Origin of the sequence: Acinetobacter indicus, from assembly GCF_009914475.1 — a bacterium.
Lineage (GTDB): Bacteria > Pseudomonadota > Gammaproteobacteria > Pseudomonadales > Moraxellaceae > Acinetobacter > Acinetobacter indicus.
In genome coordinates this window covers 2,728,071-2,753,770 of the sequence record NZ_CP045198.1, presented here as the reverse complement: position 1 = coordinate 2,753,770, position 25,700 = coordinate 2,728,071, and the positions used below count along the sequence as shown (strand labels likewise).

23 protein-coding genes and 1 riboswitch are annotated in these 25,700 nt (G+C 49.2%); of the genes, 14 read left to right on the top strand and 9 right to left on the bottom strand.

All coding sequences use genetic code 11. The annotated features are described in order from the left end of the window. Nucleotides 1–317 precede the first annotated feature (317 nt). The 7 genes from GA693_RS13545 (at nucleotide 318) to GA693_RS13515 (ending at nucleotide 6,999) form a co-directional block, all read left to right on the top strand. Nucleotides 318–1,340 carry a hypothetical protein gene (locus tag GA693_RS13545; RefSeq protein ID WP_171526572.1) on the top strand — a complete coding sequence of 341 codons (1,023 nt, stop codon included), beginning with the start codon at nucleotides 318–320 and terminating at the stop codon, nucleotides 1,338–1,340. A 60-nt stretch (nucleotides 1,341–1,400) separates the two neighbouring features. Continuing rightward, nucleotides 1,401–1,531, top strand: a riboswitch (TPP riboswitch). An 84-nt stretch (nucleotides 1,532–1,615) separates the two neighbouring features. Further along, nucleotides 1,616–3,511: a phosphomethylpyrimidine synthase ThiC gene (gene thiC / locus GA693_RS13540; RefSeq protein ID WP_005181616.1), complete on the top strand. Its 1,896-nt coding sequence runs from the start codon at nucleotides 1,616–1,618 to the stop codon at nucleotides 3,509–3,511. A 77-nt stretch (nucleotides 3,512–3,588) separates the two neighbouring features. Beyond that, a complete protein-coding gene (locus GA693_RS13535) occupies nucleotides 3,589–4,197 on the top strand; it encodes an NUDIX domain-containing protein (RefSeq protein WP_160241696.1) in 609 nt (202 codons plus the stop codon). A 21-nt stretch (nucleotides 4,198–4,218) separates the two neighbouring features. Next, a complete protein-coding gene (locus GA693_RS13530; protein WP_104989208.1) occupies nucleotides 4,219–5,022 on the top strand; it encodes a metallophosphoesterase in 804 nt (267 codons plus the stop codon). Nucleotides 5,023–5,236: 214 nt separating this feature from the next. Next, entirely contained in the window at nucleotides 5,237–5,764 is a 528-nt protein-coding gene (dksA, locus tag GA693_RS13525) for an RNA polymerase-binding protein DksA (RefSeq protein ID WP_160241697.1), read from the top strand. 2 nt (nucleotides 5,765–5,766) lie between these two features. Then, the gene (gene gluQRS, locus GA693_RS13520; protein WP_160241698.1) at nucleotides 5,767–6,687 is read left to right on the top strand and encodes a tRNA glutamyl-Q(34) synthetase GluQRS; all 921 of its coding nucleotides are present in this window, start codon (nucleotides 5,767–5,769) and stop codon (nucleotides 6,685–6,687) included. Nucleotides 6,688–6,738: 51 nt separating this feature from the next. Then, nucleotides 6,739–6,999, top strand: a complete 261-nt coding sequence (locus GA693_RS13515) for a zinc-ribbon domain-containing protein (RefSeq protein ID WP_005181597.1) — start codon at nucleotides 6,739–6,741, stop codon at nucleotides 6,997–6,999. Here the strand turns inward: GA693_RS13515 and ftsW are convergent. The 5 genes from ftsW to GA693_RS13490 all read right to left on the bottom strand — a co-directional run bounded on the left by ftsW (nucleotide 6,988) and on the right by GA693_RS13490 (nucleotide 12,090). After that, nucleotides 6,988–8,184, bottom strand: coding sequence for a putative lipid II flippase FtsW (ftsW, locus tag GA693_RS13510; protein WP_160241699.1), 1,197 nt, complete (start codon nucleotides 8,182–8,184; stop codon nucleotides 6,988–6,990). The genes GA693_RS13515 and ftsW overlap by 12 nt on opposite strands. 14 nt (nucleotides 8,185–8,198) lie before the next feature. Next, nucleotides 8,199–9,551, bottom strand: coding sequence for a UDP-N-acetylmuramoyl-L-alanine--D-glutamate ligase (murD, locus tag GA693_RS13505; protein ID WP_160241700.1), 1,353 nt, complete (start codon nucleotides 9,549–9,551; stop codon nucleotides 8,199–8,201). A gap of 154 nt (nucleotides 9,552–9,705) precedes the next feature. Beyond that, entirely contained in the window at nucleotides 9,706–9,954 is a 249-nt protein-coding gene (locus GA693_RS13500; RefSeq protein ID WP_016659699.1) for a DUF6587 family protein, read from the bottom strand. A gap of 25 nt (nucleotides 9,955–9,979) precedes the next feature. Continuing rightward, entirely contained in the window at nucleotides 9,980–11,833 is a 1,854-nt protein-coding gene (gene feoB / locus GA693_RS13495; protein WP_160241701.1) for a ferrous iron transporter B, read from the bottom strand. Further along, nucleotides 11,830–12,090 (bottom strand): FeoA family protein, encoded by a 261-nt coding sequence (locus GA693_RS13490; RefSeq protein WP_005181588.1) that lies wholly within the window; start codon nucleotides 12,088–12,090, stop codon nucleotides 11,830–11,832. The genes feoB and GA693_RS13490 overlap by 4 nt, the downstream gene beginning before the upstream one ends. 168 nt (nucleotides 12,091–12,258) lie before the next feature. Here GA693_RS13490 and xerD point away from each other — a divergent pair, with 168 nt between their 5' ends. From xerD to thrC, 4 genes are all read left to right on the top strand, one after another. Beyond that, nucleotides 12,259–13,176 (top strand): site-specific tyrosine recombinase XerD, encoded by a 918-nt coding sequence (gene xerD, locus GA693_RS13485; protein WP_005181586.1) that lies wholly within the window; start codon nucleotides 12,259–12,261, stop codon nucleotides 13,174–13,176. Nucleotides 13,177–13,273: 97 nt separating this feature from the next. Further along, nucleotides 13,274–14,086 carry a DsbC family protein gene (locus GA693_RS13480; protein ID WP_160241702.1) on the top strand — a complete coding sequence of 271 codons (813 nt, stop codon included), beginning with the start codon at nucleotides 13,274–13,276 and terminating at the stop codon, nucleotides 14,084–14,086. A gap of 122 nt (nucleotides 14,087–14,208) precedes the next feature. Next, on the top strand, nucleotides 14,209–15,513 hold the full coding sequence (locus GA693_RS13475; RefSeq protein ID WP_016659702.1) for a homoserine dehydrogenase: 1,305 nt from the start codon (nucleotides 14,209–14,211) through the stop codon (nucleotides 15,511–15,513). A gap of 57 nt (nucleotides 15,514–15,570) precedes the next feature. Beyond that, the gene (thrC, locus tag GA693_RS13470) at nucleotides 15,571–16,716 is read left to right on the top strand and encodes a threonine synthase (RefSeq protein ID WP_005181581.1); all 1,146 of its coding nucleotides are present in this window, start codon (nucleotides 15,571–15,573) and stop codon (nucleotides 16,714–16,716) included. Nucleotides 16,717–16,808: 92 nt separating this feature from the next. Here thrC and GA693_RS13465 read toward each other — a convergent pair whose 3' ends face one another. Further along, nucleotides 16,809–17,891, bottom strand: coding sequence for a serine hydrolase (locus GA693_RS13465; RefSeq protein WP_127799456.1), 1,083 nt, complete (start codon nucleotides 17,889–17,891; stop codon nucleotides 16,809–16,811). 217 nt (nucleotides 17,892–18,108) lie between these two features. Here GA693_RS13465 and gacA point away from each other — a divergent pair, with 217 nt between their 5' ends. From gacA to GA693_RS13450, 3 genes are all read left to right on the top strand, one after another. Next, entirely contained in the window at nucleotides 18,109–18,744 is a 636-nt protein-coding gene (gene gacA / locus GA693_RS13460) for a response regulator transcription factor GacA (RefSeq protein ID WP_005181577.1), read from the top strand. Nucleotides 18,745–18,758: 14 nt separating this feature from the next. Continuing rightward, nucleotides 18,759–20,327, top strand: a complete 1,569-nt coding sequence (locus GA693_RS13455; RefSeq protein WP_104489117.1) for a sensor histidine kinase — start codon at nucleotides 18,759–18,761, stop codon at nucleotides 20,325–20,327. 70 nt (nucleotides 20,328–20,397) lie between these two features. Continuing rightward, complete coding sequence (locus tag GA693_RS13450; protein ID WP_218945238.1) at nucleotides 20,398–21,753, top strand: sigma-54-dependent transcriptional regulator; 1,356 nt, start codon at nucleotides 20,398–20,400, stop codon at nucleotides 21,751–21,753. A 16-nt stretch (nucleotides 21,754–21,769) separates the two neighbouring features. Here the strand turns inward: GA693_RS13450 and GA693_RS13445 are convergent, their stop codons facing one another. The 3 genes from GA693_RS13445 to lptG all read right to left on the bottom strand — a co-directional run bounded on the left by GA693_RS13445 (nucleotide 21,770) and on the right by lptG (nucleotide 25,699). Then, nucleotides 21,770–22,939, bottom strand: coding sequence for a S41 family peptidase (locus GA693_RS13445; protein ID WP_160241704.1), 1,170 nt, complete (start codon nucleotides 22,937–22,939; stop codon nucleotides 21,770–21,772). Between the two features lie 23 nt (nucleotides 22,940–22,962). Then, a complete protein-coding gene (gpmI, locus tag GA693_RS13440) occupies nucleotides 22,963–24,510 on the bottom strand; it encodes a 2,3-bisphosphoglycerate-independent phosphoglycerate mutase (RefSeq protein ID WP_160241705.1) in 1,548 nt (515 codons plus the stop codon). Nucleotides 24,511–24,628: 118 nt separating this feature from the next. Beyond that, on the bottom strand, nucleotides 24,629–25,699 hold the full coding sequence (lptG, locus tag GA693_RS13435; RefSeq protein WP_127801557.1) for an LPS export ABC transporter permease LptG: 1,071 nt from the start codon (nucleotides 25,697–25,699) through the stop codon (nucleotides 24,629–24,631). Nucleotide 25,700: the final 1 nt, after the last annotated feature.

Genomic DNA, 25,700 nt, shown 5'->3' with positions numbered 1-25,700 from the left:
CCATGTCTCAGTCAAGCATTGACTCAATTTGCTCCATAGTAGCGATTTATCGCATTTTTTTCGTATGTTTTTGATTATTTTTTTATATTTTACCGCTTTAACTCAAGCAGCAAGCTGTCCAGTTGAGTTGAGCCAGGAGCGCACTCACAGCCATGTAACCAAACTTCAGCACAACGCTACAATTCACCGGCCCGAAGCTCGTTACAATAGCGCCATACATTCCGCACTTGTTATTTTTTTGCTGCTTTTTTAATTGGGTTATCGTGAAGCTTATTTCTCCCCGCTGGCGTACTTTACTGCTCAGTTTATGTTCTGCAATGGTTTTGACCGCGTGTCAAAGGCCAGAACCTCCTGTGGTCATTGAACAGAAGCCGAAGCAGGCTGTGGCTGAACAGGCGGTCGATTTAAAGTCGATCTGCCGCGGTATTGAACAGGAAATGCGCGAGATTAACCAGCAGCGCACCACCTTTGCCCTGGAACAGATTAACCAGGATTTAAAAGTCTGTTTGCCACTAATGGATTTCCCCGACCAGCAGCATCTGCTGGAACTGTCTGCCCAGATGTACCAGAATTTTCTGAAAGTCGAACGTACCGCCCAGCAGCAGACCGCTTTTGATCAGTATGCCTTTGATCTGGCCCAGCATCCCACCATTCAGCAAAGCCATTTCGAACAGTTTGCCTTACGCGACCAGTATCTGCTGAAACACAAAGGTCAGGCCTATGTCGACCTGTATGATGCCGGTGAAGGGCAACTGGTCTATCGGCGTAATCCGCAGTACCTGGCTCGTATTTTTGCGCCTTATCTGCCCGATGCCGAACGGATTTTTATTGAAAATCTGGCCGAACAGAATATGCAGCGTCCGATTCGTGATGGCGGCCTGACCATTGATGCCCAGGAAGTGGTGCGTCGCGCCCTGTTCTGGGAAGATTATGTCAAAAACTATCCTGACAGCAATTATATCCGTGATGCGCGTTATCTGGATCAGGTCTATCGTATGTTCCTGTTTAAAGGCACCTTAAATACCCCGGTTTCAGACAGCTATGAAGCAGAATATGCGATTCAGCCCAGTGTCTGGTATGAAATTGAAAAGCTGGCCAAGCTGGAGCAGTCGCGACTGGCAGATCAGGCGCGTAAATTCCGCAGCTTTGTACAGATGTCGCCACAGGAACGGCGTAACCGTATTCCAGTCAGCCTGACCGCACAGGAACAAAACAATGAACGTGCCAACACCCTGGCGCTAAAGCAGCTGTCCCATTATCTGGATTTACCGCTAAACGGCTTAAGTCCGACCCGTGACTGTTTTAGCGATGCGGTCTGTATGCCTTATCAGAATAACTAAGCCACCCACCAATTTGGCAGTTTTATCACTGGCCTTTTTAAGCCAACCTGTTAAGATTTAAGCAGCTTGACGGAGCGCGAGTAAATCCTCGCTGAGATTGTGTAATTGTCTAACCGTATAGATGATTAAGCACAAGTACCGTTGAACCTGATCAGGTTAACACCTGCGTAGGAATCAAGCGCAACTAAACCTTAAGTTTCGATTTATTATTCAGGATAAATCCGTTTCGTTTTGGTCGTGCTTGATTCGTTGATGCTCTTCATAAGGATCATGGTATGAACCAATTAACGAATCTTTCTTCCGAGGCTATTTCTGCTCAACACGAGCAAGATGCCAAAGACCTCACCCGTATTTTACCCGCTTCGAGCAAAGTCTATATCCAGGGCTCACGTGAGGATATCCGTGTCCCGATGCGCCAGATTGAACTGACCGAGACCCCAACCAGTTTAGGCGGTGAACACAATCCGCCGGTAATGGTCTATGACACCTCTGGCGTTTACACCGACCCGGAAGTCAATATTGATCTGAACCAGGGTTTACCGAATGTGCGTGAACGCTGGATTGAAGAGCGTAACGATACAGAAATTCTGGATCAGCTCAGTTCTAAATTCGGTCAGGAACGCCTGCGTGACATCCGCACTGCCGACATCCGTTTTGCCCATATCCAGAAACCGCGCCGGGCCAAACGCGGGCATAACGTGACCCAAATGCACTATGCCAAACAGGGCATTATTACCCCGGAAATGGAATACATCGCCATCCGTGAAAACCTGCGCCAACAGCAAGGCGTCGATATGCGCCAGCATCCGGGACAAAACTTTGGTGCACAAAACCTGCGTGAAATTACCCCGGAATTTGTACGTCAGGAAGTCGCTGCCGGCCGCGCCATTATTCCCGCCAACATTAACCACCCTGAAATTGAGCCGATGATTATTGGCCGTAATTTCCTGGTGAAAATTAATGCCAATATTGGTAACTCGGCACTGGGTTCCGACATTGCCGAAGAAGTGGCAAAAATGACCTGGGCCACCCGCTGGGGCGCCGACACCATCATGGATTTATCGACCGGGAAAAATATTCATGAAACCCGCGAATGGATTATCCGTAACTCACCCGTGCCAATTGGTACCGTGCCCATTTATCAGGCCCTGGAAAAAGTCAACGGCGTGGCAGAAGACCTGACCTGGGAAATCTTTAAAGACACCCTGATTGAACAGGCCGAACAAGGTGTGGACTACTTCACCATTCATGCTGGGGTACTGCTGCGTTATGTACCGCTGACCGCCAACCGCCTCACCGGTATTGTGTCACGTGGTGGTTCAATCATGGCACAGTGGTGTCTGGCGCATCATGAAGAAAACTTCCTGTATACCCACTTCGATGAAATCTGCGAAATCATGAAAGCCTATGACGTTTCCTTCAGTCTGGGCGATGGCCTGCGTCCGGGCTGTATTCAGGATGCCAATGATGAAGCACAATTCAGCGAACTTCGTACCCTGGGCGAGTTAACGCATCGCGCCTGGGAACATGATGTACAGGTGATGATTGAAGGCCCGGGTCATGTGCCAATGCATATGATCAAGGAAAATATGGATCTGCAACTGGAAGTCTGCAAAGAGGCGCCGTTCTATACCCTTGGTCCGCTAACCACCGATATTGCACCGGGCTATGACCATATTACCTCGGCCATTGGGGCCGCTATGATTGGCTGGTATGGCACGGCCATGCTGTGCTACGTGACGCCAAAAGAGCATTTAGGTCTGCCGAACAAGAAAGATGTTAAAGACGGTATTATCACCTACAAGATTGCTGCACATGCCGCCGATCTGGCCAAAGGTCATCCGGGTGCGCAGGCGCGTGACAATGCCCTGTCCAAAGCCCGCTTTGAATTCCGCTGGGAAGATCAGTTTAACCTGAGTCTGGACCCGGATACGGCGCGCAGTATGCATGATGAAACCTTGCCGAAAGAAGCACACAAATCAGCGCACTTCTGTTCGATGTGTGGACCGAAATTCTGCTCCATGAAAATCACCCAAAATGTGAGAGATTATGCGCAAAATCAGAATCTTGCTAAAGAAGCCATGCAAAGTGATACAGAGGTTGCGGAAGGTCTCAAAGCCATGAAGGAGACCTATCAGCAGACTGGTCAAAAATTGTACCACGACGTCTAAGCTATCGAAAAAGAGTTTGTGTTCCATTTAATCTCAGTTAGGATGAAAACTGATGTTCTTCATCCGTATGATGTTTTATGGAAATACTTAAACAGGCGACCTATGGTCGAAATGAACTGCGCATTCAACAGCGTGAATTCTTGTTTCGTGGCTTTATTCAGGTTGAAAAAGTCAGTCTGAGCCATCGCCTGTTTAATCAAAACCACTATACACCGGTCATTCATCGGGAGTTGATTCAACGCCCGGAGGCAGCCGGTGTATTGTTATATGATGAAAAAAAACATAAATTTGCATTAATAGAACAATTTCGTATTGGGGCAATGGATGATCAGGATTCTCCCTGGCAACTCGAAGTCATTGCGGGCGTACTCGATGGTGATGAATCACCGGAAAACTGCATTCGCCGTGAAACCCTAGAAGAATCAGGCTGCGAAGTTGAAGAACTGCAGCATCTGTTTACCTTCTATCCTTCTGCAGGAGCTTGTGCGGAAATCTTTCATTTATATAGTGCGAAAGTAAATTTGCCTGAACAAGGCGGTGTGTTTGGTCTTAGTGAGGAAGGCGAAAATATTCAATTGCATATTTTTGAGTATGAGCACTTACCGATCTTATTGGCCAATGGTCGGCTCAGGAATGCGCCGCTGATCATCGCCCTGCAATGGTTACAACAACAAATTAAACCATAAGGAATGTCTAAGGGGTCAGGCATGACTTTTATAAGCAAAAATACACAAAGCTGGACCATCGTCCAGATTTCAGACACACATTTAATGGATCAGGAAGACCTTAAATTTGTGCAGATGAATCCGGAACACAGCTTTCATGGCATCATGCGTGATATTCAGCAACGTTATCCTGAGCTGGATGCCATTGTTCATACCGGGGATCTGGCACAGGTGCCAGTGCCGGCGACCTATGCGCGCTATCTGGCATTTATGCACCGCCTGAATATTCCGTTTTATCAGATTCCGGGCAATCATGATGAGGTGGAGTATTTTCCGTTTCACCAGCAGCAAAACCGGGTACATGCCATTCATTTGGGTCGCTGGACCATCATGCTGCTGAACAGTGCGGTCAAGAATCAGATTGATGGCCGGATTGAACCCTCCCAGCTCGCGCAACTGGACCAGCTGTTAACCGAACATGCCGGCCAGCATGTGATTCTGGCCTGTCATCATCATCCTTTTGCCATGCAGTCACATTGGGTCGATCAGCATAAACTGAAAAATACCGCAGATCTGACTGAAGTGATGGTCAAGCACCAGAATATTAAAGCGGTTTTATTTGGCCACGTGCATCAGGATTCACTGAACATCTGGAACAATATTCCTTTTTATTCAACGCCTTCGACTTCAGTGCAGTTTAAACCACACAGTGATGATTTTGCCCTGGGACAGGAAGCACCGGGCTATCGGGTCTTGCATTTAAAGGACAATGGCGAGTTCGACACACAGGTGCATCGTGTTGAAAATTTGGTCGGTCAAATAAATAATGAAATTTCAGGTTATTAACTTTTCATTTTAATCTTTTTGCTTTAAGTTATGGCTGCGAAGGAAAACGTGATACGACGAAATCCAAACATCAAAGACTATCAATATACATAAAAAGTCTATATGATGACGACCCCCGAAGGGATAATCTTCTCCTTGGGAGTGGATAAAAACACTTGCATATCACCATATTTTTTGCGTATAGATAATACGTATATGATGAGGAATGCCCTACATGGCGAATGACAACCCAAATCAAGTCTTGGACGAACAAACAGATGTTGTAGAGGAAAAATCTACAAAGCGCGTGCGTAAGACAAAGCCAAAGGCGTCAGAAGGTGGTTCTACTGCTAGCTTATTTGGTATTGAGCCTTATCAGCCGAAAAAAAATGAAGAATATATGTCTGAGGGCCAGCTTGAGCACTTCCGTCAGATTCTCTTGGCCTGGAAAGCCGAGCTGATGTCTGAAGTTGATCGTACGCTAAACACAATGCAAGATGAAAATACTGCATTGCCTGACGTAAACGACCGCGCCACTCAGGAAGAAGAGTTTGCCATCGAGTTACGTACCCGTGACCGTGAACGCAAACTGATCCGTAAAATTGAACAATCCATTGAAGCCATTAAAAACGATGACTACGGTTTCTGTGAAACCTGCGGAATCGAAATTGGTTTACGCCGTTTAGAAGCGCGTCCAACTGCGACTTTGTGTATTGACTGCAAAACTTTGGCAGAAATCAAAGAGAAGCAAAATAACGGTTAAGCATGTCTATTCGTAATCCCTCCCTGCTCCTCCCTTTGATAAAGGGAGGGAAAGCTGAAGAGAATTACGTGGGCCGGTTTGCGCCATCGCCAACCGGCCCTTTGCATTTTGGTTCCCTCATTACCGCGGTGGCCAGTTATTGCGATGCCAAGGCCCAGCATGGGCGCTGGCTGGTCCGTATTGAAGACACTGACATTCCCCGTATTTATCCCGGCAGTGAAGCGCATATCCTGCGTTCTTTAGATGCCTTTCAGTTCGAGCCGGATGGCGAGATTCTGTTTCAAAAAGACCGTTTGGCTATTTACGAAGACGTTCTTGAGCAACTCGCCGAGCAAGGCTGGGTCTATGCCTGTCAGTGCACGCGTAAAATGCTCGGTTCCAATCATATTTATGCTGGCACCTGCCGCAATCTGCAACTCCCCTTTGCACAGCAGGCCATCCGCCTGAAAGTGACCGATACAGACATCTGCTTTGAAGACCGCTTGCAGGGCCGGCATTGCTCCAACCTGCAACAAGATCTGGGGGATTTTGTCTTAAAACGCCGTGACGGGATTATTAACTATCAGCTGGCCGTGGTGGTCGATGACTATCTGCAAGGCATTACCGATGTCGTCCGCGGCGCAGACCTCTTGGACAATACCGAACGACAGATCTGGCTTGGGCGGGTGCTGGGCTATCCGGAACTGCGCTATCTGCATTTGCCGCTGGCCATGAATGATCAGGGGCAAAAACTCTCCAAGCAGAACCTGGCCCAGCCGCTGGATTTAAATCAGGCTCCTCTGCTATTACAACAGGTGCTCACGGCTTTGCACCAACCCCCGGTAGTTTTAGACACCCCGGCACGTATGCTGCAGCAAGCCATTGCCCAGTGGTCAATTGACGCCATTCCACATACAACTCAGCTACAGGGCAGCTACGCATAACTACACAATTTGCGCTAATCTAGAAAAAAATAACTGCAAGATGGGATTACTATGTTTTTTATTTTCGGGATTGGTCCAAAAACCAAAGTGCTGGAGAAAAACCAGTTTGTCTGTCCGGTCTGTCGCACCCGCACCAGCTATGAACTGAAGCAGCAGCGCAATTATTTTTCCTTATTTTTTATTCCTTTAATTCCGCTATCCAAAGCCAAAGGCAGCTTTGTCAAATGTCTGAACTGTAAAACGGAAATGCCAAGCACAGTGTTGCACCATGCTCAGCCAGATCCATTTCAGCAGAGCAATCTAGAAGCTTGATTCCTCACGGCTTGGATTGGTCTGCTGGGTAGTACTTTCAATTTTCAGAATCAGACTAACCATCACCGCACACATAATTAGCGATGAACCACCATAACTGATAAATGGCAGGGTCAGCCCTTTAGTCGGCAACATGCCCATATTCATACCGGCATTCACCAGAATCTGTAACAGGAAGATGATGCTGATGCCATAGGCCAGATAACCAGCACGTAAATACTGATGTCGCAAGGCACGATGACCAATGCGAATACAGCAGACCAGCATAGTGAAAGACAGGCTCAGCACCACCAGGATACCAAAAAAGCCAAATTCTTCGCCTAAAACGGCCAGCATAAAGTCGGTATGCGCTTCCGGCAGATAGGACATTTTCTGGATACTATGCCCCAACCCCACCCCGGCCCATTCACCCCGGCCAAAAGCCATTAAGGCATTTGACAGCTGATAACCGGCCCCGAGCGGATCATTCCACGGGTTAGAGAAAGACATTAAACGTTCAAAACGGTAGGGCTCAAACACCACCAGGAAGGTAAACGCACCCAGCATCGCACCCAAGGCAATCCCGAACTGAATCAGTGGTGCACCGGCCAGGAAGAACACCCCGAGCATGGTCAACGCAATCACCACAGTCGCACCCAAATCCGGTTCTGCCGTAATCAGGCCCACAGTCGCCGCCATAATCACTGCCAGCCGTACCAGACCTTTAATATTATTACGCACTTCTTCGGCACGACGTACCACGTAGTCGGCGGTAAAAATCGCCATCATCACCTTGGCCACTTCTGAAGCCTGCAAGGTAAACCCGGCCACCCGAATCCAGCGTTTGGAACCATTGACTTCGGTACCGACCACCAGTACTGCAATCAGCAAGGCAATGGTAATAATCCATAAAAAGAAGGTGTTATTGAACCAGAGGTTTAAGGGAACTTTATACACGGTATAGGCGGCAATTAGCGCTACCGCAATTGAAATACCATGCCGCAGTACATAATGGAAGGCATTTTCATGCATACGCTCGGCATAGGGCATTGAGGCAGACGCCACCATAATCGAGCCGATACAGAGCAAGGCCAATACGCTAAAAATGAGCACATTGCGTACATTCACTTCGGCCGGTAACCGCGGTAACCAGCGCTCATAGACCTGATTGATTTTATTGATCGTTGTCTGAGCAAAGCCAGCCATATCCCAAATCCTTATTATTCTTGACCAAGTTCGTTGACATAAGCCACGAACTGACGACCACGTTCCGGATAGCCCGAGAACATATCAAAACTTGCACATGCAGGTGACAATAACACGACATCCTGCGGCTGGGTATGCTGCTGGCACAGTGTGACCGCCTGTTGCAGACTGTCGGCATGGAGCAGCGTGGTAGTGCCCTGTACCGCCGCTTCAATCAGCGCGGCATCTTCACCAATCAACACTGCCAGTTTGGCGTATTGACTGAGCGCCTGACGCAGTGCCTTAAAGTCCTGGCCTTTGCCCTGCCCGCCTAAAATAATGGCCACCTGACCACCATACGGCTGAATTGCTGCACCCAAGCCTTCCAGTGCCGCAAGGGTGGCACCAATATTGGTGCCTTTGGAGTCGTTATAATAACGCACGCCTGCGACCTCTTTGACGAATTCACAGCGATGCTCCAGACCTTTAAAGCTTTTTAAGGTGTTCAGCATGCTGTCCATCGGCAGGCCAATCGCTTCACCCAGCGCCAGACAGGCCAAGGCATTGGCAATATTATGCGTACCCTGAATATACATGTCGCTGCTTTTCAGCAGACGTTCACGGCCACGCGCCAGCCAAATGGTGCCATCTGTTTCTTTTAAAATACCAAACTGGTTGATATCTGGTGCGTTCAGGCCAAAGCTCTGCATAGGGGTGGTATCTGGCACCAGTGGACGGGTCAGTGCATCATCACGGTTATACACCACCTGTTTCACGCCCTGAAAAATACGGTGTTTGGCGGTGTGATAACCGAGCATGTCACCATGACGGTCCAGATGGTCTTCACTCATGTTCAGCACCACCGCCACTTCAGCATTCAGGTTTGAGGTGGTTTCTAACTGAAAGCTGGAAAGTTCCAGAATATACAGCTCCGGATCATCTTTGGTTAAATCCAGCGCCGGACGGCCCAGATTACCCCCAACCGCGACCTTCTTGCCAGCATCGGCAGCCATCAGGCCAATTAGTGTGGTTACGGTACTTTTGGCATTGGAACCGGTAATGGCCACAATTGGCTTGTCAGTGGCACGGCGCAAAATCTGGATTTCACTGACCACCGGAATGCCCTGCGCTATTGCCGTCTGAATTTCTGGCAGTTTTGGATCAAGCCCCGGACTGATGATAATTTCTTCAGCAGACAACAGCAGTTCCTGGTCAAACTGGCCAAAACTGGTCTGAACCTCGGCCGGAATCTGGTCATAGCCGGGGGGTGTCGCTCGAGAGTCTGTTACGGCAACGCGGTAGCCCTGATCATGCAAGAAGTTGACTGCTGCAACACCTGAAATGCCAAGACCTGCCACAACTTTTAATCCACCGCGTTGTATTAACATTTGAGCTCCATCAATGATTTGGATTTTAAACTGCGGAAATGTTAGCACTTTGGGGTTTTGAATGCTTTTTCTGTTTGCAGTTTCTGGAAAAAATTTTGTGTCAGTGCGTAAAAAAGCCGTCATAGAGATGACGGCTTTTTTGATGCTCAAGGGCTTACTTCCACTTGACCCCTTGTACTTCAGTTTTCTTGCTGGCCTGCTCCGACACCGGACAATCACAGCCACCGCCACAACCGGCAGCCATTTTCGGCCTGAACCATTTGCCCAGCGTGTGCCAGCCTTTTGCCGTACAGGCATCCGACAACTTCAGAAAGACTGAATTTGAAGTCTTCGGGAATACCTTTTTGAAGACCACCAGCGTGCTCCACATCACCAATACCGCCACAATCAATACTTCAATCATTTCAGTCTCCTTTTTTTGTTTCGGCTTAAGCCAACAGGTTGGATGCTATCTGATAGGTCAGGAATGACATCAAATAGGCTAGACCAAACAGATACACGGTCATAAAGCCCACTGTTTTCCACGATGCCGTTTCACGGCGTACCGTGGCCAGCGTCGCCAGACAGTGCGGCGCATAAATAAACCAGACCAGTAGCGATAAACCGGTCGCCAATGACCAGCCCAAGTCACCACCGCTGCTGATGATGCTGGCCAGACCATCGGCCATGGCATCTTCATCCCCTGACAGGGCGTAAATGGTACCCAGTGCAGCCACCACCACTTCACGGGCTGCCATTGCTGGAATCAAGGCAATACAGATCTGCCAGTTAAAGCCCAGTGGGGCAAAAATTGGCTGCATGATATGGCCCAGCATCCCGGCAAAGGTATAATCAATCGCCGGCATGGTCGCGCCTTCTGGCGGCTGCGGGAAGGTACACAGGAACCAGAGCAGAATCGACAGGGCAAAGATGATGCCACCGACCCGTTTCAGGAAGATTAGGGCGCGATCCAGCAACCCAATCCAGACGTTTTTGATGTCCGGGAAACGGTAACTTGGCAGTTCCATCAACAGCATGTGATCGGATTTGTCTTTCTGGAAAAACTTCAGCACAAAAGACACGCCTAGCGCACTTAAAATACCAGCCATATACAGCGCAAACAGCACCAGACCCTGCAGGTTAAACAGGCCCCATACCGTTTGTTCCGGAATAAAGGCGGCAATTAACAGCGCATACACCGGTAAACGCGCGGAACAGGTCATCAGCGGTGCCACAAAAATAGTGGTTAAACGGTCACGCGGGTCGCTGATACTGCGCGTTGCCATAATCCCCGGAATCGCGCAGGCAAAGCTGGACAATAACGGAATAAAGGCACGGCCACTTAAACCGGCTTTAAACATCAGTTTATCCAGCAAGAATGCGGCACGCGGTAAATAACCCGATTCTTCCAGAACCAGAATAAAGAAGAACAGAATCAGAATTTGCGGCAGGAACACCACCACACCACCGGCACCGGCAATAATCCCGTCCACCACCAGACTGTTCAGTAAAGGATGAGCAATACTGCCACCAATCACTTCACCCAGCCAGCCAAAGAAGGTTTCAATCCCGTCCATAAATGGGGCTGCCCAGGCAAAGACCGCCTGGAAAATGATAAACATCATGACCGCCAGACTGACCAGACCCAGCACCGGATGCAGGAACACCTTATCGAGGAAATCGGAACGTTTATCTTCCTGATCGACGTATTGCACCACATCATTCAGCAGGGTTTCGACCTTCTGATGGGCATCGCCTTTCAGACCGGTCAATTCGGTATGTGGCAGCGCATATTTACCCTGATCCAGCGCATTCATCAGGTTTTCAATCCCGGAACGGCGCACGGCCACGGTTTCTACCACCGGCACACCGAGGCGCTCAGACAGTTTCTGGGTGTTGATCTGCATGCCACGACGACGCGCTTCGTCCATCATGTTCAGCACCAGCAACATTGGACGACCCAGTTCAATCATTTCCAGTACCAAACCCAGATGCAGCTTCAGATTGGTGGCATCAACCACGCACAGGAAAGCATCCTGCTGGCCTTCTTCTGCCAGTTTGCCCTGTACCACATCACGGGTAATGGCTTCGTCCGGGCTGGCAGCATTCAAGCTATAAGTGCCAGGTAAATCCAGCACCCGTACCGGCTTGCCTGAAGGTAAATTAAAATGACCGACTTTACGTTCGACCGTTACGCCGGCATAGTTGGCAACTTTCTGGCGTGTACCAGTTAAATGGTTGAATAATGAGGTTTTACCGCAGTTAGGATTCCCTACAAGGGCAATACGTAAGGCATCACTCATGTAGTGACTCCATCTTCAATTTCAATTTTCTCTGCTTCATTTTTGCGTAAGGCAAAACGGGTAAAACCGACCTGAATCAGAATCGGGTCCCCGCCAAAAACACCTTTGGTAATGACCTGAACGCGCGTGCCCGGCACAAACCCCAATGTTTCCAGACGGCTGGCCACCAAGTCATTGTGTGACTCGCCCCCCTCATCCTGCCGGATAATCTGGCGGATAATGGCCGTCTGCTTTACCTTTAACTCTGATAAACGCACTGTGAAATTCCTAAGCTCTTTTAAATAGTATACAAACAAATGAGAATAATTAACAAATAAGGATTGATTACGTTTCCGTTCTTATATCACATCGACAGCCCGGAAAAATTACTCTACATTGGAGAATTCCAATGATCTTGATCGAATTCTTAAATTAAAGTGATCCACATGCTCAATAAAAAGCCCCGCATTCCTGCACCTGTCACCATTCCGGAACATTTAAGCTATTTGCAGGGCTTTCGCGATCATCTAGTAGCACAAACCGTCAGTCCACATACCCGCAATGCCTATCTGTCCGACTTAATGTTATGCAGTGCCTGCGTGCCCAGTTCGATGCTGGACTGGAGTCATGATGATATTTCCGATGTCCTGATTGAATTGACCAAACAGCAAAAAAGCCCACGTTCGATTGCCCGCTGCCTATCGGCCTTAAGGGCTTTTTATAAATTTCTGCGTGAACAGAAACTGCGCGCCGACAATCCGGTCGCCGCACATAAAACCCCAAAACTGGGCCGGGCCTTGCCCAAAGATCTGTCCGAAGCCGATGTTGAAGCGCTAATTCAGGCACCGGATGTCAATACAGCGCTGGGCCTGCGTGACCGGGCCATGTTTGAAGTGCTGTATGCCTGTGGGTTACGGGTGTCTGAATTGCTGAATTTACGTCTGGAGCTGATTAACCTGAAACAGGGTTATTTGCGCATTGTCGGCAAAGGCAATAAAGAACGTCTGGTGCCTTTAGGCCAGGTCGCCTGTGAATGGGTAGAACACTATCTGCAAGAGGCGCGGCCGCAGCTATATAAAACCAGCACCGATTATTTATTTCTGACCCAGCATGGCGGCATCATGAGCCGGCAGAACTTCTGGTATGCGATTAAACGCTATGCACTACAGGCCGGGATTCAGGCCGAATTATCGCCGCATACCTTACGCCATGCCTTTGCCACGCATCTGCTCAATCATGGCGCGGACCTGCGCGTGGTGCAAATGCTGCTGGGGCATAGCGACCTGTCGACCACACAAATTTATACCCATGTCGCGCAGATTCGCATGCAGCAGCTGCACGCGACCCATCATCCTCGCGCTTAACCGCACTGCCGAAATACGACCAAGAAGTTTTCGATCGGTCATTTTTTTTTGTTATGCTAGCCTCCTTGTTTTTATATCGATAAGAAAAGGGTTAGCAATGACATTTACCCGCGCGAAAATTGTAATGGCCATGACACTTGCTGCAGGCCTGGGCCTGACGGCATGCTCGAGCAATAATGATGAGAAAAAACAAACCACGCTTACGGCCAGTGCACCGGCAACCGGGGAAGCCTCTACCCTTTCTGAACGTAATGCCCAGCAGCGTCTGGTCAAAACCCTGGAACAGCATTTTAAAACTGCTGGCATTCAGGCCAAAATCACGGAAGTTAAAACCACGGAAGTTCCCAATCTGTACTGGGTCAGCCTGGAAGGCATGTCTGCGGTCTATGCCACCAGCGATGGCAAATACATTTTCCAGGGTGATGTGATCCGTTTAGGCGACAAACAGCTACATAACGTCGGTGAGAGCCTGCAAGCCGGCACCAATAAACAGATTTTTGCCAGCCTGAAAGAGCAGGACCTGCTGATCTATAAAGCCAAGGGTGAAACCAAACACATCATTTATGTGTTTACCGATGTCAGCTGTCCATACTGCCACAAGCTGCATGAACATATGGATGAGCTGAACAGCAAAGGCATTGAAGTGCGCTATATTGCCTGGCCACGTGGTGAACAGTTTATTCCGGCCATGGAAAGCGTCTGGTGTAGCCAAGACCGCCATACGGCTTTTGATCAGGCCATTGCCGGTGCTGAACTGCCTGCCGCGAGCTGCAAAACGCCAGTACGTGAACACTATCAGCTGGGTCTGAATATTGGGGTGAACGGTACACCGGCAATCTATAGTGCAGACGGGGTTTACCTTGGTGGTTATCTGTCGCCAAGCGAATTGCTGAAGCGTTTAAATAACTAATTTTAATGGGTTAAATTACTGTTTTTTATAGATCAAGAGAAAGTGATTTCTACGCTAGAGTCTTCAGCTTTTTTTAGCTATGATCTAAGCTCGCTTAAAATTGATTAAATATGGAGTGTGACGTGAAACCAGTTCGTCTGGCAATCCTCGGTCTTGGTACTGTGGGTGGTGGTGCCCTTAAACTATTAAAAGAAAATGCTGCTGAGATTAAACGTCGCACCGGTCGTGAAATTGAAATTACCTATGTCGGCACCCGTCGTCCGCGTCCAGACCTGAACCTGCCAGAAACGGTCAAACAAAGCTCGGATCTGCTGGATATCGTGCGTCAACCGGATGTAGATGTCGTGGTTGAAGTCATGGGTGGGATTCATCCTGCATATGAAGTCATTATGGAAGCGATGAAACACGGCAAACATATTGTCACCGCAAACAAGGCCTTGCTGGCTGAACACGGCAACGAACTGTTTAAAGCCGCGGATGATCATGCCGTTCAGATCGCCTATGAAGCTGCGGTAGCTGGTGGTATTCCAATCATCAAGGTGATTCGTGAAGGTCTGGCCGCGAACAAGATTGAATGGCTGGCGGGTATCATTAACGGTACCGGTAACTTCATCTTAAGCGAAATGCGTGAAAAAGGCCGTGCCTTTGCCGATGTGCTGAAAGAAGCGCAAGAGCTGGGTTATGCCGAAGCCGATCCAACCTTCGACGTTGAAGGCATTGATGCAGCGCACAAGCTGACTATCTTGGCCTCATGTGCATTTGGTATTCCGCTGCAATTTGACAAGGTGTATACCGAAGGCATTAGCAAAATTACCGCGCAAGATGTCAAATATGCCGAAGATTTAGGTTTCCGTATCAAGCATTTAGGAATTGCACGCCGTACCGATGCCGGTATTGAATTACGTGTGCATCCAACCCTGATTCCTGAAGAAGAACTGATTGCCAATGTGAATGGCGTGAAAAATGCGGTGCTGGTGCAGGCCAATGCAGTCGGTCCAACCCTGTATTATGGCGCCGGTGCCGGTGCAGGCCCAACCGCTTCAGCAGTGGTTGCTGACGTGGTCGATATTGTCCGTGACATCTCCTATACCGAAGACGGTGCAGGTACAATTCCGCAACTGGCCTTCGAAGCCTTAACTGACCTGCCAATTTTAAGCCGTGAACAGATGACCACGGGTTACTATATTCGCATTAATGCCGAAGACCAGACCGGTGTACTAGCCGATGTCACCACTATTTTAAGCCGTGCCGGTATCAGTATTGATGCCATCATGCAGCAATCTCGCTTAAAAGACCTTATTCCTATCGTGATTCTGACTGACCCAGTTCAGGAATCAAAAATGGATGAAGCGTTACAACAAATTCAAGCTTTGCCTGTGATTCATGGCGAAATTGTACGAATTCGTTTAGAATCGCTTGATAATTAATCGGGTCAAGGGGAATATTTCCCCTTGCCAAGCTCTACACACAATTGGAACATCATCATGTCGAATGCCAATCGTTATACTGGTTTAGTTGACCGTTATCGTGACCGTTTACCAGTGTCTGCAACTACACGTGCAATCTCTCTCGGTGAAGGGAATACCCCGCTAATCAAGCTTGAGAACATTCCACGTATTATTGGCAAGAACGTTGAAATTTATGTGAAGTATGAAGGCTTAAACCCGACAGGTTCATTTAAAGACCGTGGTATGACCATGGCCGTAACCAAAGCGGTTGAAGAAGGTTCAAAAGCCATTATCTGCGCCTCTACCGGTAACACTTCTGCAGCGGCAGCAGCCTATGCAGCGCGTGCTGGTATCAAAGCGTTTGTGCTGATTCCTGAAGGCAAAATTGCCATGGGTAAAATGGCACAGGCCATGATGTACGGTGCCATCACCATGCAGATTCGCGGTAACTTTGACGATGGTATGCGTCTGGTGAAAGAAGTGGCCGATCAGGCTCCTGTAACCATCGTAAACTCGATCAACCCGTACCGTCTGCAAGGTCAAAAGACCATTGCCTACGAAATCGTGGATGAACTCGGCCGTGCCCCAGACTACCACTGCCTGCCAGTTGGTAACGCGGGCAATATTACTGCACACTGGATGGGTTATACCGAAGCTGTAGCTAACCAGCCTGCAGACCAGTTTGAACAAGTGGTGTATGATGCGGCAACGGATGCCTTTACTGGTCCAAAACCGGAAGGTTTACCAGTTATGGTCGGTTATCAAGCCTCTGGCGCTGCGCCATTCTTACGTGGTGCGCCAGTTGAAAACCCGGAAACTGTAGCCACTGCAATCCGTATTGGTAACCCGCAAAGCTGGAACCATGCCAAAGCTGTAGTTCGTGATTCACAAGGCTGGTTCGATGAACTGACCGATGCGGAAATTCTGGAAGCTCAGCGCATGCTGTCCATGTACGAAGGCGTGTTTGTTGAGCCTGCATCTGCAGCATCCATTGGCGGTGCGATGCGTGACATTAAAGCCGGTAAAATTGCAGAAGGTTCAGTAATTGTATGTACTGTTACTGGTAACGGTCTGAAAGACCCAGACACTGCAATGAAACAGTGCCAGGATGCGGTGATGCTGTCGATTGACGCTACCATGGATCAGGTTCGTGATTCTATCCTTTCAAATATGGATCAATAATTCCGGTTTGAAACAAAAATCCCTGCTCATGCAGGGATTTTTTTATGGCTGAGGTTTTAAGTTCTGCACGATTTCGCACAGAACAATTCAGCTTAAATCCGTTTTGGTAACTGGCTGGTCCAGGACATTAAACGGGTGGCATCGTTATTACGCGCCTGGGTATTGCTGGCCCCTAAAATAATCACCACCGCCGGACGTGAATTTAAAGTGGTGTGCATTACCAGACAACGGCCTGCTTCATTAATAAAGCCGGTTTTGGACAGGTTGATATTCCAGCCACCATTACGCACCAGTGAATTGGTATTGTTCGATTTCAGCACCCGATAACCTAAGTTAAAGTCATAGCTTGGCGTGGTCGAGAACTGGCGGATCAGACCATACTGAGAGGCGGTACTGACCAGAATGCCTAAATCACGTGCCGATGACACATTGCGCGGGTCCAAACCGGTTGATTCGGTAAAGCGGGTCGAATGCATGCCCAGCTCACGCGCTTTGTTGTTCATAGCGGCCACGAACGCACTTCGTCCACCCGGATAGGTACGTGCCAGCGCTGCTGCGGCCGGGTTTTCTGATTTCATTAAGGCAAATAATAAGGCTTCAGCACGGTTCATCTTGTCGCCCACACGCAGGGTCGAACTCGAGTTCTTGCCTGCTGCACCGGCAAAATCAATCTGCTGCAAGGTAATTTGCTCAGACATATTTAAACGCGCATCCGCCGTCACTACCGCAGTCATCACTTTGGTAATTGAAGCAATCGGCAACGCGGTATTGGTATTTTTACTGTACAGCACTTCACCGGTATTGGCATCCATCACCAGTGCGGCACGTGCGTTCACAGTGGGCTGGTTGCTATAGGATGCAGTATCCAGAATCGGGCTGGTTCTACTGACCGTGCTGGCGGGCGCCGGTGTGCTGGAACTGCGTACCGTGGTGGTAATTTTGGTTGAGCCTTGTGGTGACGGTTCCACCACCTGCTCGGTCACAGAAGTCGTGGCGGTGGTCATCACATCGCCATTCAGTAGCTGGTTGGCTTCTTCAGATGACCAGCTTAGCGTTGCCTGTGCGTTACTCCCCGAGGAAGGGTTCATGACGATTTCAGCAGTACTGACTGAACTCATGCCGAGCAGAACCGATGCTCCCAGCACATGCATTAATAACTTCTTAGAATTTTTCACTATTGCTTACTCAACTCAGGGAGGTAAGATACATTTGCGTATTACCTCAAATATGCCTTACATTTACAACACAGCACGGAACCAATTTTAGCCTCCGACATTGTGCAGAATTTTTCACTTTAGGTTAAGAATAGGATGGCCAATTTTGTCGGTTGATTGCAAGTTAATTTTGCTATATGTAACAAAAAAGATGATTTTAGTGAGAGGGAGAGTCTAGGTGATCACAGTTTTAGTGGTGGATGATCATGAATTGGTTCGTACCGGCATCTGCCGTATGCTCGAAGACCACACCGATGTTCAGGTCATTGGACAAGCTGAATCTGGGGAAGAAGCCATTAATCTGGTGCGCCAGCATCATCCCAATGTGGTCCTGCTTGACGTGAACATGCCGGGCATTGGCGGGGTGGAAACCACGCGCCGTTTATTACAGACTGCCCCGGAAACCAAGGTATTGGCGGTCAGTGGTCTGGCCGAAGAACCCTATCCTTCTTTATTACTCAAAGCCGGTGCCAAAGGCTATATCACCAAAGGTGCACCTGTCTCGGAAATGGTGCGTGCCATTAAAAAAGTCATGCAGGGCGGTAAATATTTTAGTGCCGATATTGCCGAGCAACTGGCCAGTTCCTACCTGTCAGACACCCAGCAATCACCGTTCGACAGCCTGTCGGAACGTGAAATGCAGGTGGCAATGATGGTGGTGAACTGTATTAGCGCGCAGGAAATTGCTGACAAGCTGTTCGTCAGCGTGAAAACCGTAAACACCTATCGCTACCGTATTTTTGAAAAACTGAATATCGACAGTGATGTCAAACTGACCCATCTGGCCATTCGCTACGGATTAATTAAACCTTAAGCGGTTTAAGCCTCATGGATATCCGCCGTACGCAAGCTGAACTGAACCAGTACCATCTCGGGCTATGGTACGGGGCGTATCGGCTGATAATTGCCTTCTGTTTGCTGCTGATTTATTTACTCACCACTCAAACTCTCAATCATGATTATCAGCATCCCCGGCTGTATGCCGCCAGTCTGGTGCTGTATTTTATTTTTAGCTGTGCCCAGCTGCTGTATTTTCGCTATGTCCGGCACAGGATTCCGCTACAACTCACGCTGATTTTCAGTGTTGATGTGCTGGTGCTCAGCAGTCTGACCTTTGCACTGGATGGACCGAGCCTGCATTTAAGCCTGCTGTTTGTGATTGCGATTTTCGCCGCGACATTATTGCTGGAAAAAAGCAAGGCGCTGTTCATTACCCTGGTGGCGATGATTTGTGTCACCTATCAGCATTTTGTTGGCACATTACTGGATTTTTCCTCTCTGGATCGCATCGGGCAAAGTGCCCTGCTCTCGTTCCTGTTTTTTATTATTTACCGTTTTGGCCAGATTGCCGTCCGCCGTTTCCAGATTCTGGAACACCTGAACTTTTCCCAGTCACTGGAACTGAACCGGCTAAAGAATATTAACCGCTATATTCTGGAACAGACCGATATGGGCTATCTGGTGCTGGATGAAAACTGCCATATTATGGTCAGTAATCCGGCCGCCTGCCATTTGCTGGGTATTAATCCGCTGTATGCTTTCGACAAATATCCACTGTATAAAGTACAGCCCGACCTATTTCAATTATTGCAGTTTGACCAGCTCTCTAACGGCGAAAAATTCCAGTTTGAATCGCAGCTCAGTCATTTCCTGATCCAGATTCAGGTACAAAAGCTGGTGGTGCCTCAGCAGACCTTAACCTTGCTGGTGCTGCAGGATGCACGGCAAATCAACCAGCGTGTGCAGCAACTGAAACTGGCAGCACTGGGCCAGCTTTCGGCCAGTATTGCCCATGAAATCCGTAATCCGCTGGCGGCCATTGTCCAGGCCAATCGCCTGCTGGCTGGCAGCGATACCGATCAGCAGCAGATGCTGAGCCAGATGATTGACAAGCAGTCGCAGCGCATTGACAAGATCATTGATGACACCCTGAGCATGGTGAAAAATAAGGAAACCACACCGGTGCAGATTGATCTGGCGCGTTTTATTCCGCAGCTGATCCAGGATGATCTGGCCGATCTGGCCAGCCAGATTCAGGTCAGCCAGCCCGAACCTCTGCAGATTCTGTTTGATGAATCCCAGCTGCGTCAGGTGCTGATTAACCTGATCCGTAATGCCCAGCGCCACAATGCGCCGGATCATCCGATTGAACTGCAACTTTATCGCCAGCAGGACACGGTCTATATGGATGTCAAAGATTATGGCAGTGGCGTGGCTTCACATGATATTCGCTACCTGTTTCAACCATTTTTTAGTACCGAAATTAGTGGAACTGGTTTAGGATTATACTTATCACATAGTTTCTGCGAGGCCAATCGGGCCAAGTTGCGCTATGTAGAACAAAAACAAGGAGCATGTTTCAGGATTGAATGCTCACCTGTTGACGTAAATAAATAGTTTTTGGGGAAGTTTAGTGGAACAACCACTCGTTCTCTTCGTCGATGACGAGGAAGATTTATGCACGCTCATGCAAATGACATTGGCGCGCATGGGGATTCAAACACACGTGGCACACCGGCTGGAGCAGGCACGGCAGTTGCTGTCCAGTCATCACTATGACGCCTGCATCACCGATCTGAATTTACCCGATGGCAATGGCCTGCAACTGGTTGAGCTGATTGCCCAGCATTTTCCGCAGCTGCCGGTTGCGGTGCTGACGGCCTATGGCAATATGGAAATTGCCATTGCCGCGCTCAAAGCCGGGGCCTTTGATTTTGTCAGCAAACCGATTAACCAGAAACACCTCGAACAATTGCTGGAAAAAGCACTGAATCAGCCGCTGTTTAAAGCACATAGCCAGGAAGCGGACCAGCTGGAACAGCGGATGCTGATCGGGCAATCTCTACCGATTCAGCAACTGCGCACCACCCTGAAAAAAATTGCCCGCTCGCAGGCACCGGTGTTTATTAGTGGTGAATCGGGCACCGGGAAAGAAGTAGTGGCCAATCTGGTGCATCGCCTCAGCAACCGCAGTGACGGGCCTTTTATTGCCATCAACTGTGGCGCGATTCCGGGCGATTTGATGGAAAGCGAATTCTTCGGCCATAAAAAAGGCAGCTTTACCGGTGCAGCGCAGGACAAACAGGGCCTGATTCAGTCAGCACACGGCGGTAGCCTGTTTCTGGATGAAATTGCCGAACTGCCGCTCAATATGCAGGTAAAACTGCTGCGCGCGGTGCAGGAAAAACGGATTCGTCCAGTCGGTTCCGAGACGGAAATTGATGTTGATTTCCGGATTATTAGTGCCAGCCATCAGGACCTGGAAGCGTTAGTCCAGCAAGGCCGGTTCCGTCAGGATCTGTTCTTCCGGATTCATGTGATGGATATTGTGTTGCCACCGCTACGTGAGCGTGGTCAGGATATTTTATTGCTGGCCCAGCATTTTATTCAGAAAATTGCCCAGGAATGGGATATACACAGCAAAACCCTGTCAGAACGTGCCCAGCAGTTTTTGCTGGAACAGTATTATCCGGGTAATGTGCGTGAGCTACGCAATATCATTGAACGCGCCATGACCTTGAGTGATGATGATGTGATTGATCTGCCACATCTGCAGACCGCACCCTTACGCAAAATGGCACCGCTGGCCGAGCCAGAAGCTGACCCGGCAACACCGGTTACAGCTGATGCCCTGCCCGCTGCTCCGCGTAAACTTCCGGAAGAAGGACTGGAGCTGTTTCTGGAGAAAATCGAAAAAGAGATTTTGCTGAATGCACTGAATCTGACCCATTGGAACCGGACCCTGGCTGCGAAAAAACTGGGGATGTCGTTTCGTTCCCTGCGTTATCGACTAAAGAAATTCGGACTGGATACCGATGAATAAGGTGCGAACCCTGCGCCTATTTATGACTTAACAGCAGCTCTGCAACATGGTCCAGATAATTGTCTTCTTTCATATCCTGTTGCAGTGCATAGCGCTGGTTCGGTTCAATCCCGACCCCTTCAATCATTTTGCCTTGCGGGGTGTAATAGTGAGAAACCGTCATTTGTAAGGCGGTGCCATCTGACAGCGGAAACAGCTTCTGTACCACCCCTTTGCCATAACTTTTTTCACCAATCACCCAGGCACGGCCATGATCTTTTAAGGCGGCAGTAAACACTTCTGCAGCCGAGGCCGAACGCTGGTTAATCAGCACACCGACCTTTAGATTCTGGAATTCAAAACTCGGTAAAGCCTGAAATTGCTGGTCGCCTTCAGCGCGGCTTTTGGTAGAAACAATCACGCCCTGATTCAAGAACAGATCGGCCGATTCGACTGCCGAGGACAGCAAACCGCCCGGGTTATTGCGCAGGTCAAACAGTACCGCCTTTAGCCGTGGTGTGCTGTACTGTTCGATCAGTTCCTTGATTTCATTGGCAGTATCTTGCTGGAAGACTTTGACTTTAATCAGTAGTACCTGATTACTCAGCATCTGCGCCTGAATATCGGTTTCGACTTTTCTGTTGCGTACCAGACGAATCGGCTGCGCGCTTGCGGTCAGTTGCAAGGTGATATTGGAGCCAACCGCGCCCATCAACAAGGCATTGACCTGATCCTGATTGAGCTTTTGCAGTTCCTGATTGTCGATTTTAAAAACCGAAATACCATTACGCAGGCCTTGTTTGGCCGAGTCGGCATCGGGTCTTAAATTATGAATCTGCCATTGATGCTGCTGGGCATCGTAACGTAAATTAAAATCGACCGAGGCCAGATCGCCTTCGGTATATTGCACCAAGGCACGGTAATCTTCGGCATTCAGATAACGCGAATACTGGTCCAGTCCGGAAACCAGACCTTGAATGGCTTGAGCAAACAAAGCTTCGTCACTTTTTTCCGTGACATAATTGGCTTTGACCAGCCCATAAATTTTGACAAACTGCTGGATCGATTCGACCGGCACTTCAACATAGTCCTGCTCGGTAGTTTCTTCCAGTGCCAGCGGATCTTGATCTTCTGCCGCCCAGACAGGCAGGTTCACACACATCATCAATGTTGTTGCAACAAGCACGCGTTTCCAGTGTGGAACCATCCTTTCACCTATCTGTTGGCAGTTTATGGAGTCAGGGTAATTAAATTACGCCCTTGCATTTCTGCAGGAATTGGCAGTTGCATCAGACTTAATAAAGTCGGTGCTACATCGGCCAGAACACCACCTTCTGCAATCACCGCCTGGGTCGGGCCAGCATAAATAAACGGCACCAGCTCGGTGGTATGCTGGGTATGAACCTGACCACTGTCATAGTCCTGCATCTGCTCGACATTACCATGATCAGCAGTAATCAGCATATGACCCTGCTTGGCCATTACAGCTTCATACACACGGCCCAGACAGGTATCCACTGCTTCTACCGCTTTCACCGCTGCATCAAACACACCGGTATGACCCACCATATCGCCATTGGCATAGTTGACCACCAACAAGTCATATTCACCTGAATTGATCGCTGCCACCAGCTCATCCGTTACTTCATACGCGCTCATTTCTGGCTTGAGATCATAAGTCGCTACATTTGGTGATGGAATCAGAATGCGCTTTTCGCCCGGATATTCATCTTCACGGCCGCCACTAAAGAAGAAGGTCACGTGTGCATATTTTTCGGTTTCGGCAATACGCAGCTGGGTTTTACCCAGGTCTGACAGATATTCACCGAGCGAGTTTTTCAGTGCTTCTGGCATATAAGCCACAGGTGCATCAATGGTGGCCTGATAACGGGTCAGCATCACAAACTTGGCCAGCTGCGGCACCACTTTACGCTCAAAACCGGCAAAGTCGGTTTCCACAAAGGCTTTGGTCAGTTCACGGGCACGGTCTGCACGGAAGTTCATGAACACCACGCTGTCGCCATCCTGAATTGCCGCAACCTCACCAATACGGGTAGCTTTAACAAATTCATCGCTTTCATCGGCTGCATAAGCTGCGTCCAGACCAGCTACGGCGGTTGCTGCAGTACGGACTGCTTCACCTTCTGTTAACAGACGATAAGCCTGTTCTACACGGTCCCAACGGTTGTCGCGGTCCATGGCAAAATAACGGCCGATCATGCTGGCAATCCGGCCTTGGCCTGGATATTGGGCAAACAGGGCATCCAGTTTTTGCAAAGAGGGCTGCGCACTTTTTGGCGGAGTATCACGGCCATCCAGAAATGCGTGTAAATAAACAGTTGCACCACGTTTCAGCGCCAGCTCCGCCATTGCCACAATATGGTCTTCATGTGAGTGCACGCCACCTTCCGACAGCAGGCCCATTAAGTGCACGGCACCGCCCGCAGCTTTGGCTTTCTCGACTGCATCGACCAGCACTTTATGTTCAAAGAAAGCACCGGTACGGATATCTTTGGTAATGCGGGTAAAGTCCTGATATAGCACACGGCCGGCACCCAGGTTCATATGGCCCACTTCGGAGTTACCCATCTGACCATCTGGCAGGCCCACATCTTCACCTGAACCTGAAATCAACCCATGCGGATGCTTTTCCTGCATAGCGGTCAAATTTGGACGTTGTGCCGCCAGGAACGCATTGTCCTCAACAGCTTCACGATGCCCAATACCATCCATAATGACCAGTACGTGAGGGATTTTGCCTGCAGTTGCATCCGTCATAGTTCACACTCTTTTAGTCTACAAATTAATCGCATATCTTACCGAATTTTCAGTTCGGACACCATGCACGGCTGATGGTTTCAACCGTGCCACACTATCGTTTTGTTCAATTGCCGGCTTATCGGGCGCGTTGCAGCAGATAACCACCCACCACAAACATCAGAATAATCGGGATAAACACAAACCAGGCCGGAGATGGCGCATAAATCAGGCTGGCATAACCGAGGAAATCCTGTAAATAGAAGAAGCCCAGGCCGACAAACAAGGCAATCACCAGACGGAAACCCATCGACTGCTGGCGCAGCGGTCCAAAAATAAAGGAACAGGCAATCAGCACCAGCGCAATCAGGGCAAATGGAGAACCAACTTTTTGCCAGAAAGCCAGCTGATAGCTTTTCGGCACCTGACTGTACTCATGCATATAGCTCATGAAACTGACCAGCTGACTGGGTGATAAATCTTCCGGGTCGATGGTGACCATGTGTACATATTTTGGTTGCAAGGCCAGCGATAAAGGCTGCGTGGCCTGCTGATCAGCAATAGCATTGCCCTCTGGCAGAATGTCCATTTGGCGGCTGTTTTGCAGTGACCAGGCGCCATCTTCGACAAACTGGCCCTGTTCGGCATTTAAGGTACCGCGTAAGCGGAAGTTATCATCGAAGTCGATGACCTGAATATTCTTCAGTGTGCCCTGCGAGTTGGCATAGTCAATATAAATAAAGCGCTGCCCTTCGCGGGTCCAGTAGCCTTTGACTTCACCGAGTTCAGCCACGCTGCGATATTTCTTGACGCTTTCTGCGCGCTCGTTGGTATAGGGAATCACCCATTCACTTAAGGCAAAAGACAGCACCACCAGAATAAGCGCCGAACGCACCACCCAGCCGACAATCCGCCACAGGCTGATACCAGCGGCACGCATCACAATCAACTCACTGTTTGAAGCCAGCGTGCCCAGGCCCAGCACCGCGCCAATTAATGCGGCAATCGGGAGAATTTCATACAGATAACCGGGCGCACCCCAGAGCACATGCCATAAGGCATCCAGCGCGCCATAGCCTTCTTTTAGGGAACCGAGTTCACCCAGATAGGTAAATAATACCTGTAAGCCGGACAACACCGCGGTTGCCCCCAACATCGCCAGTGCGGTCGTTTTGGTCACATGCTTGGCCACTATACGACGTGCGAACATA

Coding starts and splice junctions, on each gene's coding strand:
- gpmI (WP_160241705.1), bottom strand. CDS start 24,510: ATGACGGATGCAACTGCAGGCAAAATCCCTCACGTACTGGTCATTATG.
- ftsW (WP_160241699.1), bottom strand. CDS start 8,184: ATGGCTGGCTTTGCTCAGACAACGATCAATAAAATCAATCAGGTCTAT.
- thiC (WP_005181616.1), top strand. CDS start 1,616: ATGAACCAATTAACGAATCTTTCTTCCGAGGCTATTTCTGCTCAACAC.
- dksA (WP_160241697.1), top strand. CDS start 5,237: ATGGCGAATGACAACCCAAATCAAGTCTTGGACGAACAAACAGATGTT.
- GA693_RS13500 (WP_016659699.1), bottom strand. CDS start 9,954: ATGATTGAAGTATTGATTGTGGCGGTATTGGTGATGTGGAGCACGCTG.
- thrC (WP_005181581.1), top strand. CDS start 15,571: ATGTCGAATGCCAATCGTTATACTGGTTTAGTTGACCGTTATCGTGAC.
- GA693_RS13455 (WP_104489117.1), top strand. CDS start 18,759: ATGGATATCCGCCGTACGCAAGCTGAACTGAACCAGTACCATCTCGGG.
- GA693_RS13545 (WP_171526572.1), top strand. CDS start 318: ATGGTTTTGACCGCGTGTCAAAGGCCAGAACCTCCTGTGGTCATTGAA.
- GA693_RS13450 (WP_218945238.1), top strand. CDS start 20,398: ATGCAAATGACATTGGCGCGCATGGGGATTCAAACACACGTGGCACAC.
- GA693_RS13535 (WP_160241696.1), top strand. CDS start 3,589: ATGGAAATACTTAAACAGGCGACCTATGGTCGAAATGAACTGCGCATT.
- GA693_RS13515 (WP_005181597.1), top strand. CDS start 6,739: ATGTTTTTTATTTTCGGGATTGGTCCAAAAACCAAAGTGCTGGAGAAA.
- gluQRS (WP_160241698.1), top strand. CDS start 5,767: ATGTCTATTCGTAATCCCTCCCTGCTCCTCCCTTTGATAAAGGGAGGG.
- xerD (WP_005181586.1), top strand. CDS start 12,259: ATGCTCAATAAAAAGCCCCGCATTCCTGCACCTGTCACCATTCCGGAA.
- feoB (WP_160241701.1), bottom strand. CDS start 11,833: ATGAGTGATGCCTTACGTATTGCCCTTGTAGGGAATCCTAACTGCGGT.
- lptG (WP_127801557.1), bottom strand. CDS start 25,699: ATGTTCGCACGTCGTATAGTGGCCAAGCATGTGACCAAAACGACCGCA.
- GA693_RS13445 (WP_160241704.1), bottom strand. CDS start 22,939: ATGGTTCCACACTGGAAACGCGTGCTTGTTGCAACAACATTGATGATG.
- murD (WP_160241700.1), bottom strand. CDS start 9,551: ATGTTAATACAACGCGGTGGATTAAAAGTTGTGGCAGGTCTTGGCATT.
- GA693_RS13480 (WP_160241702.1), top strand. CDS start 13,274: ATGACATTTACCCGCGCGAAAATTGTAATGGCCATGACACTTGCTGCA.
- GA693_RS13530 (WP_104989208.1), top strand. CDS start 4,219: ATGACTTTTATAAGCAAAAATACACAAAGCTGGACCATCGTCCAGATT.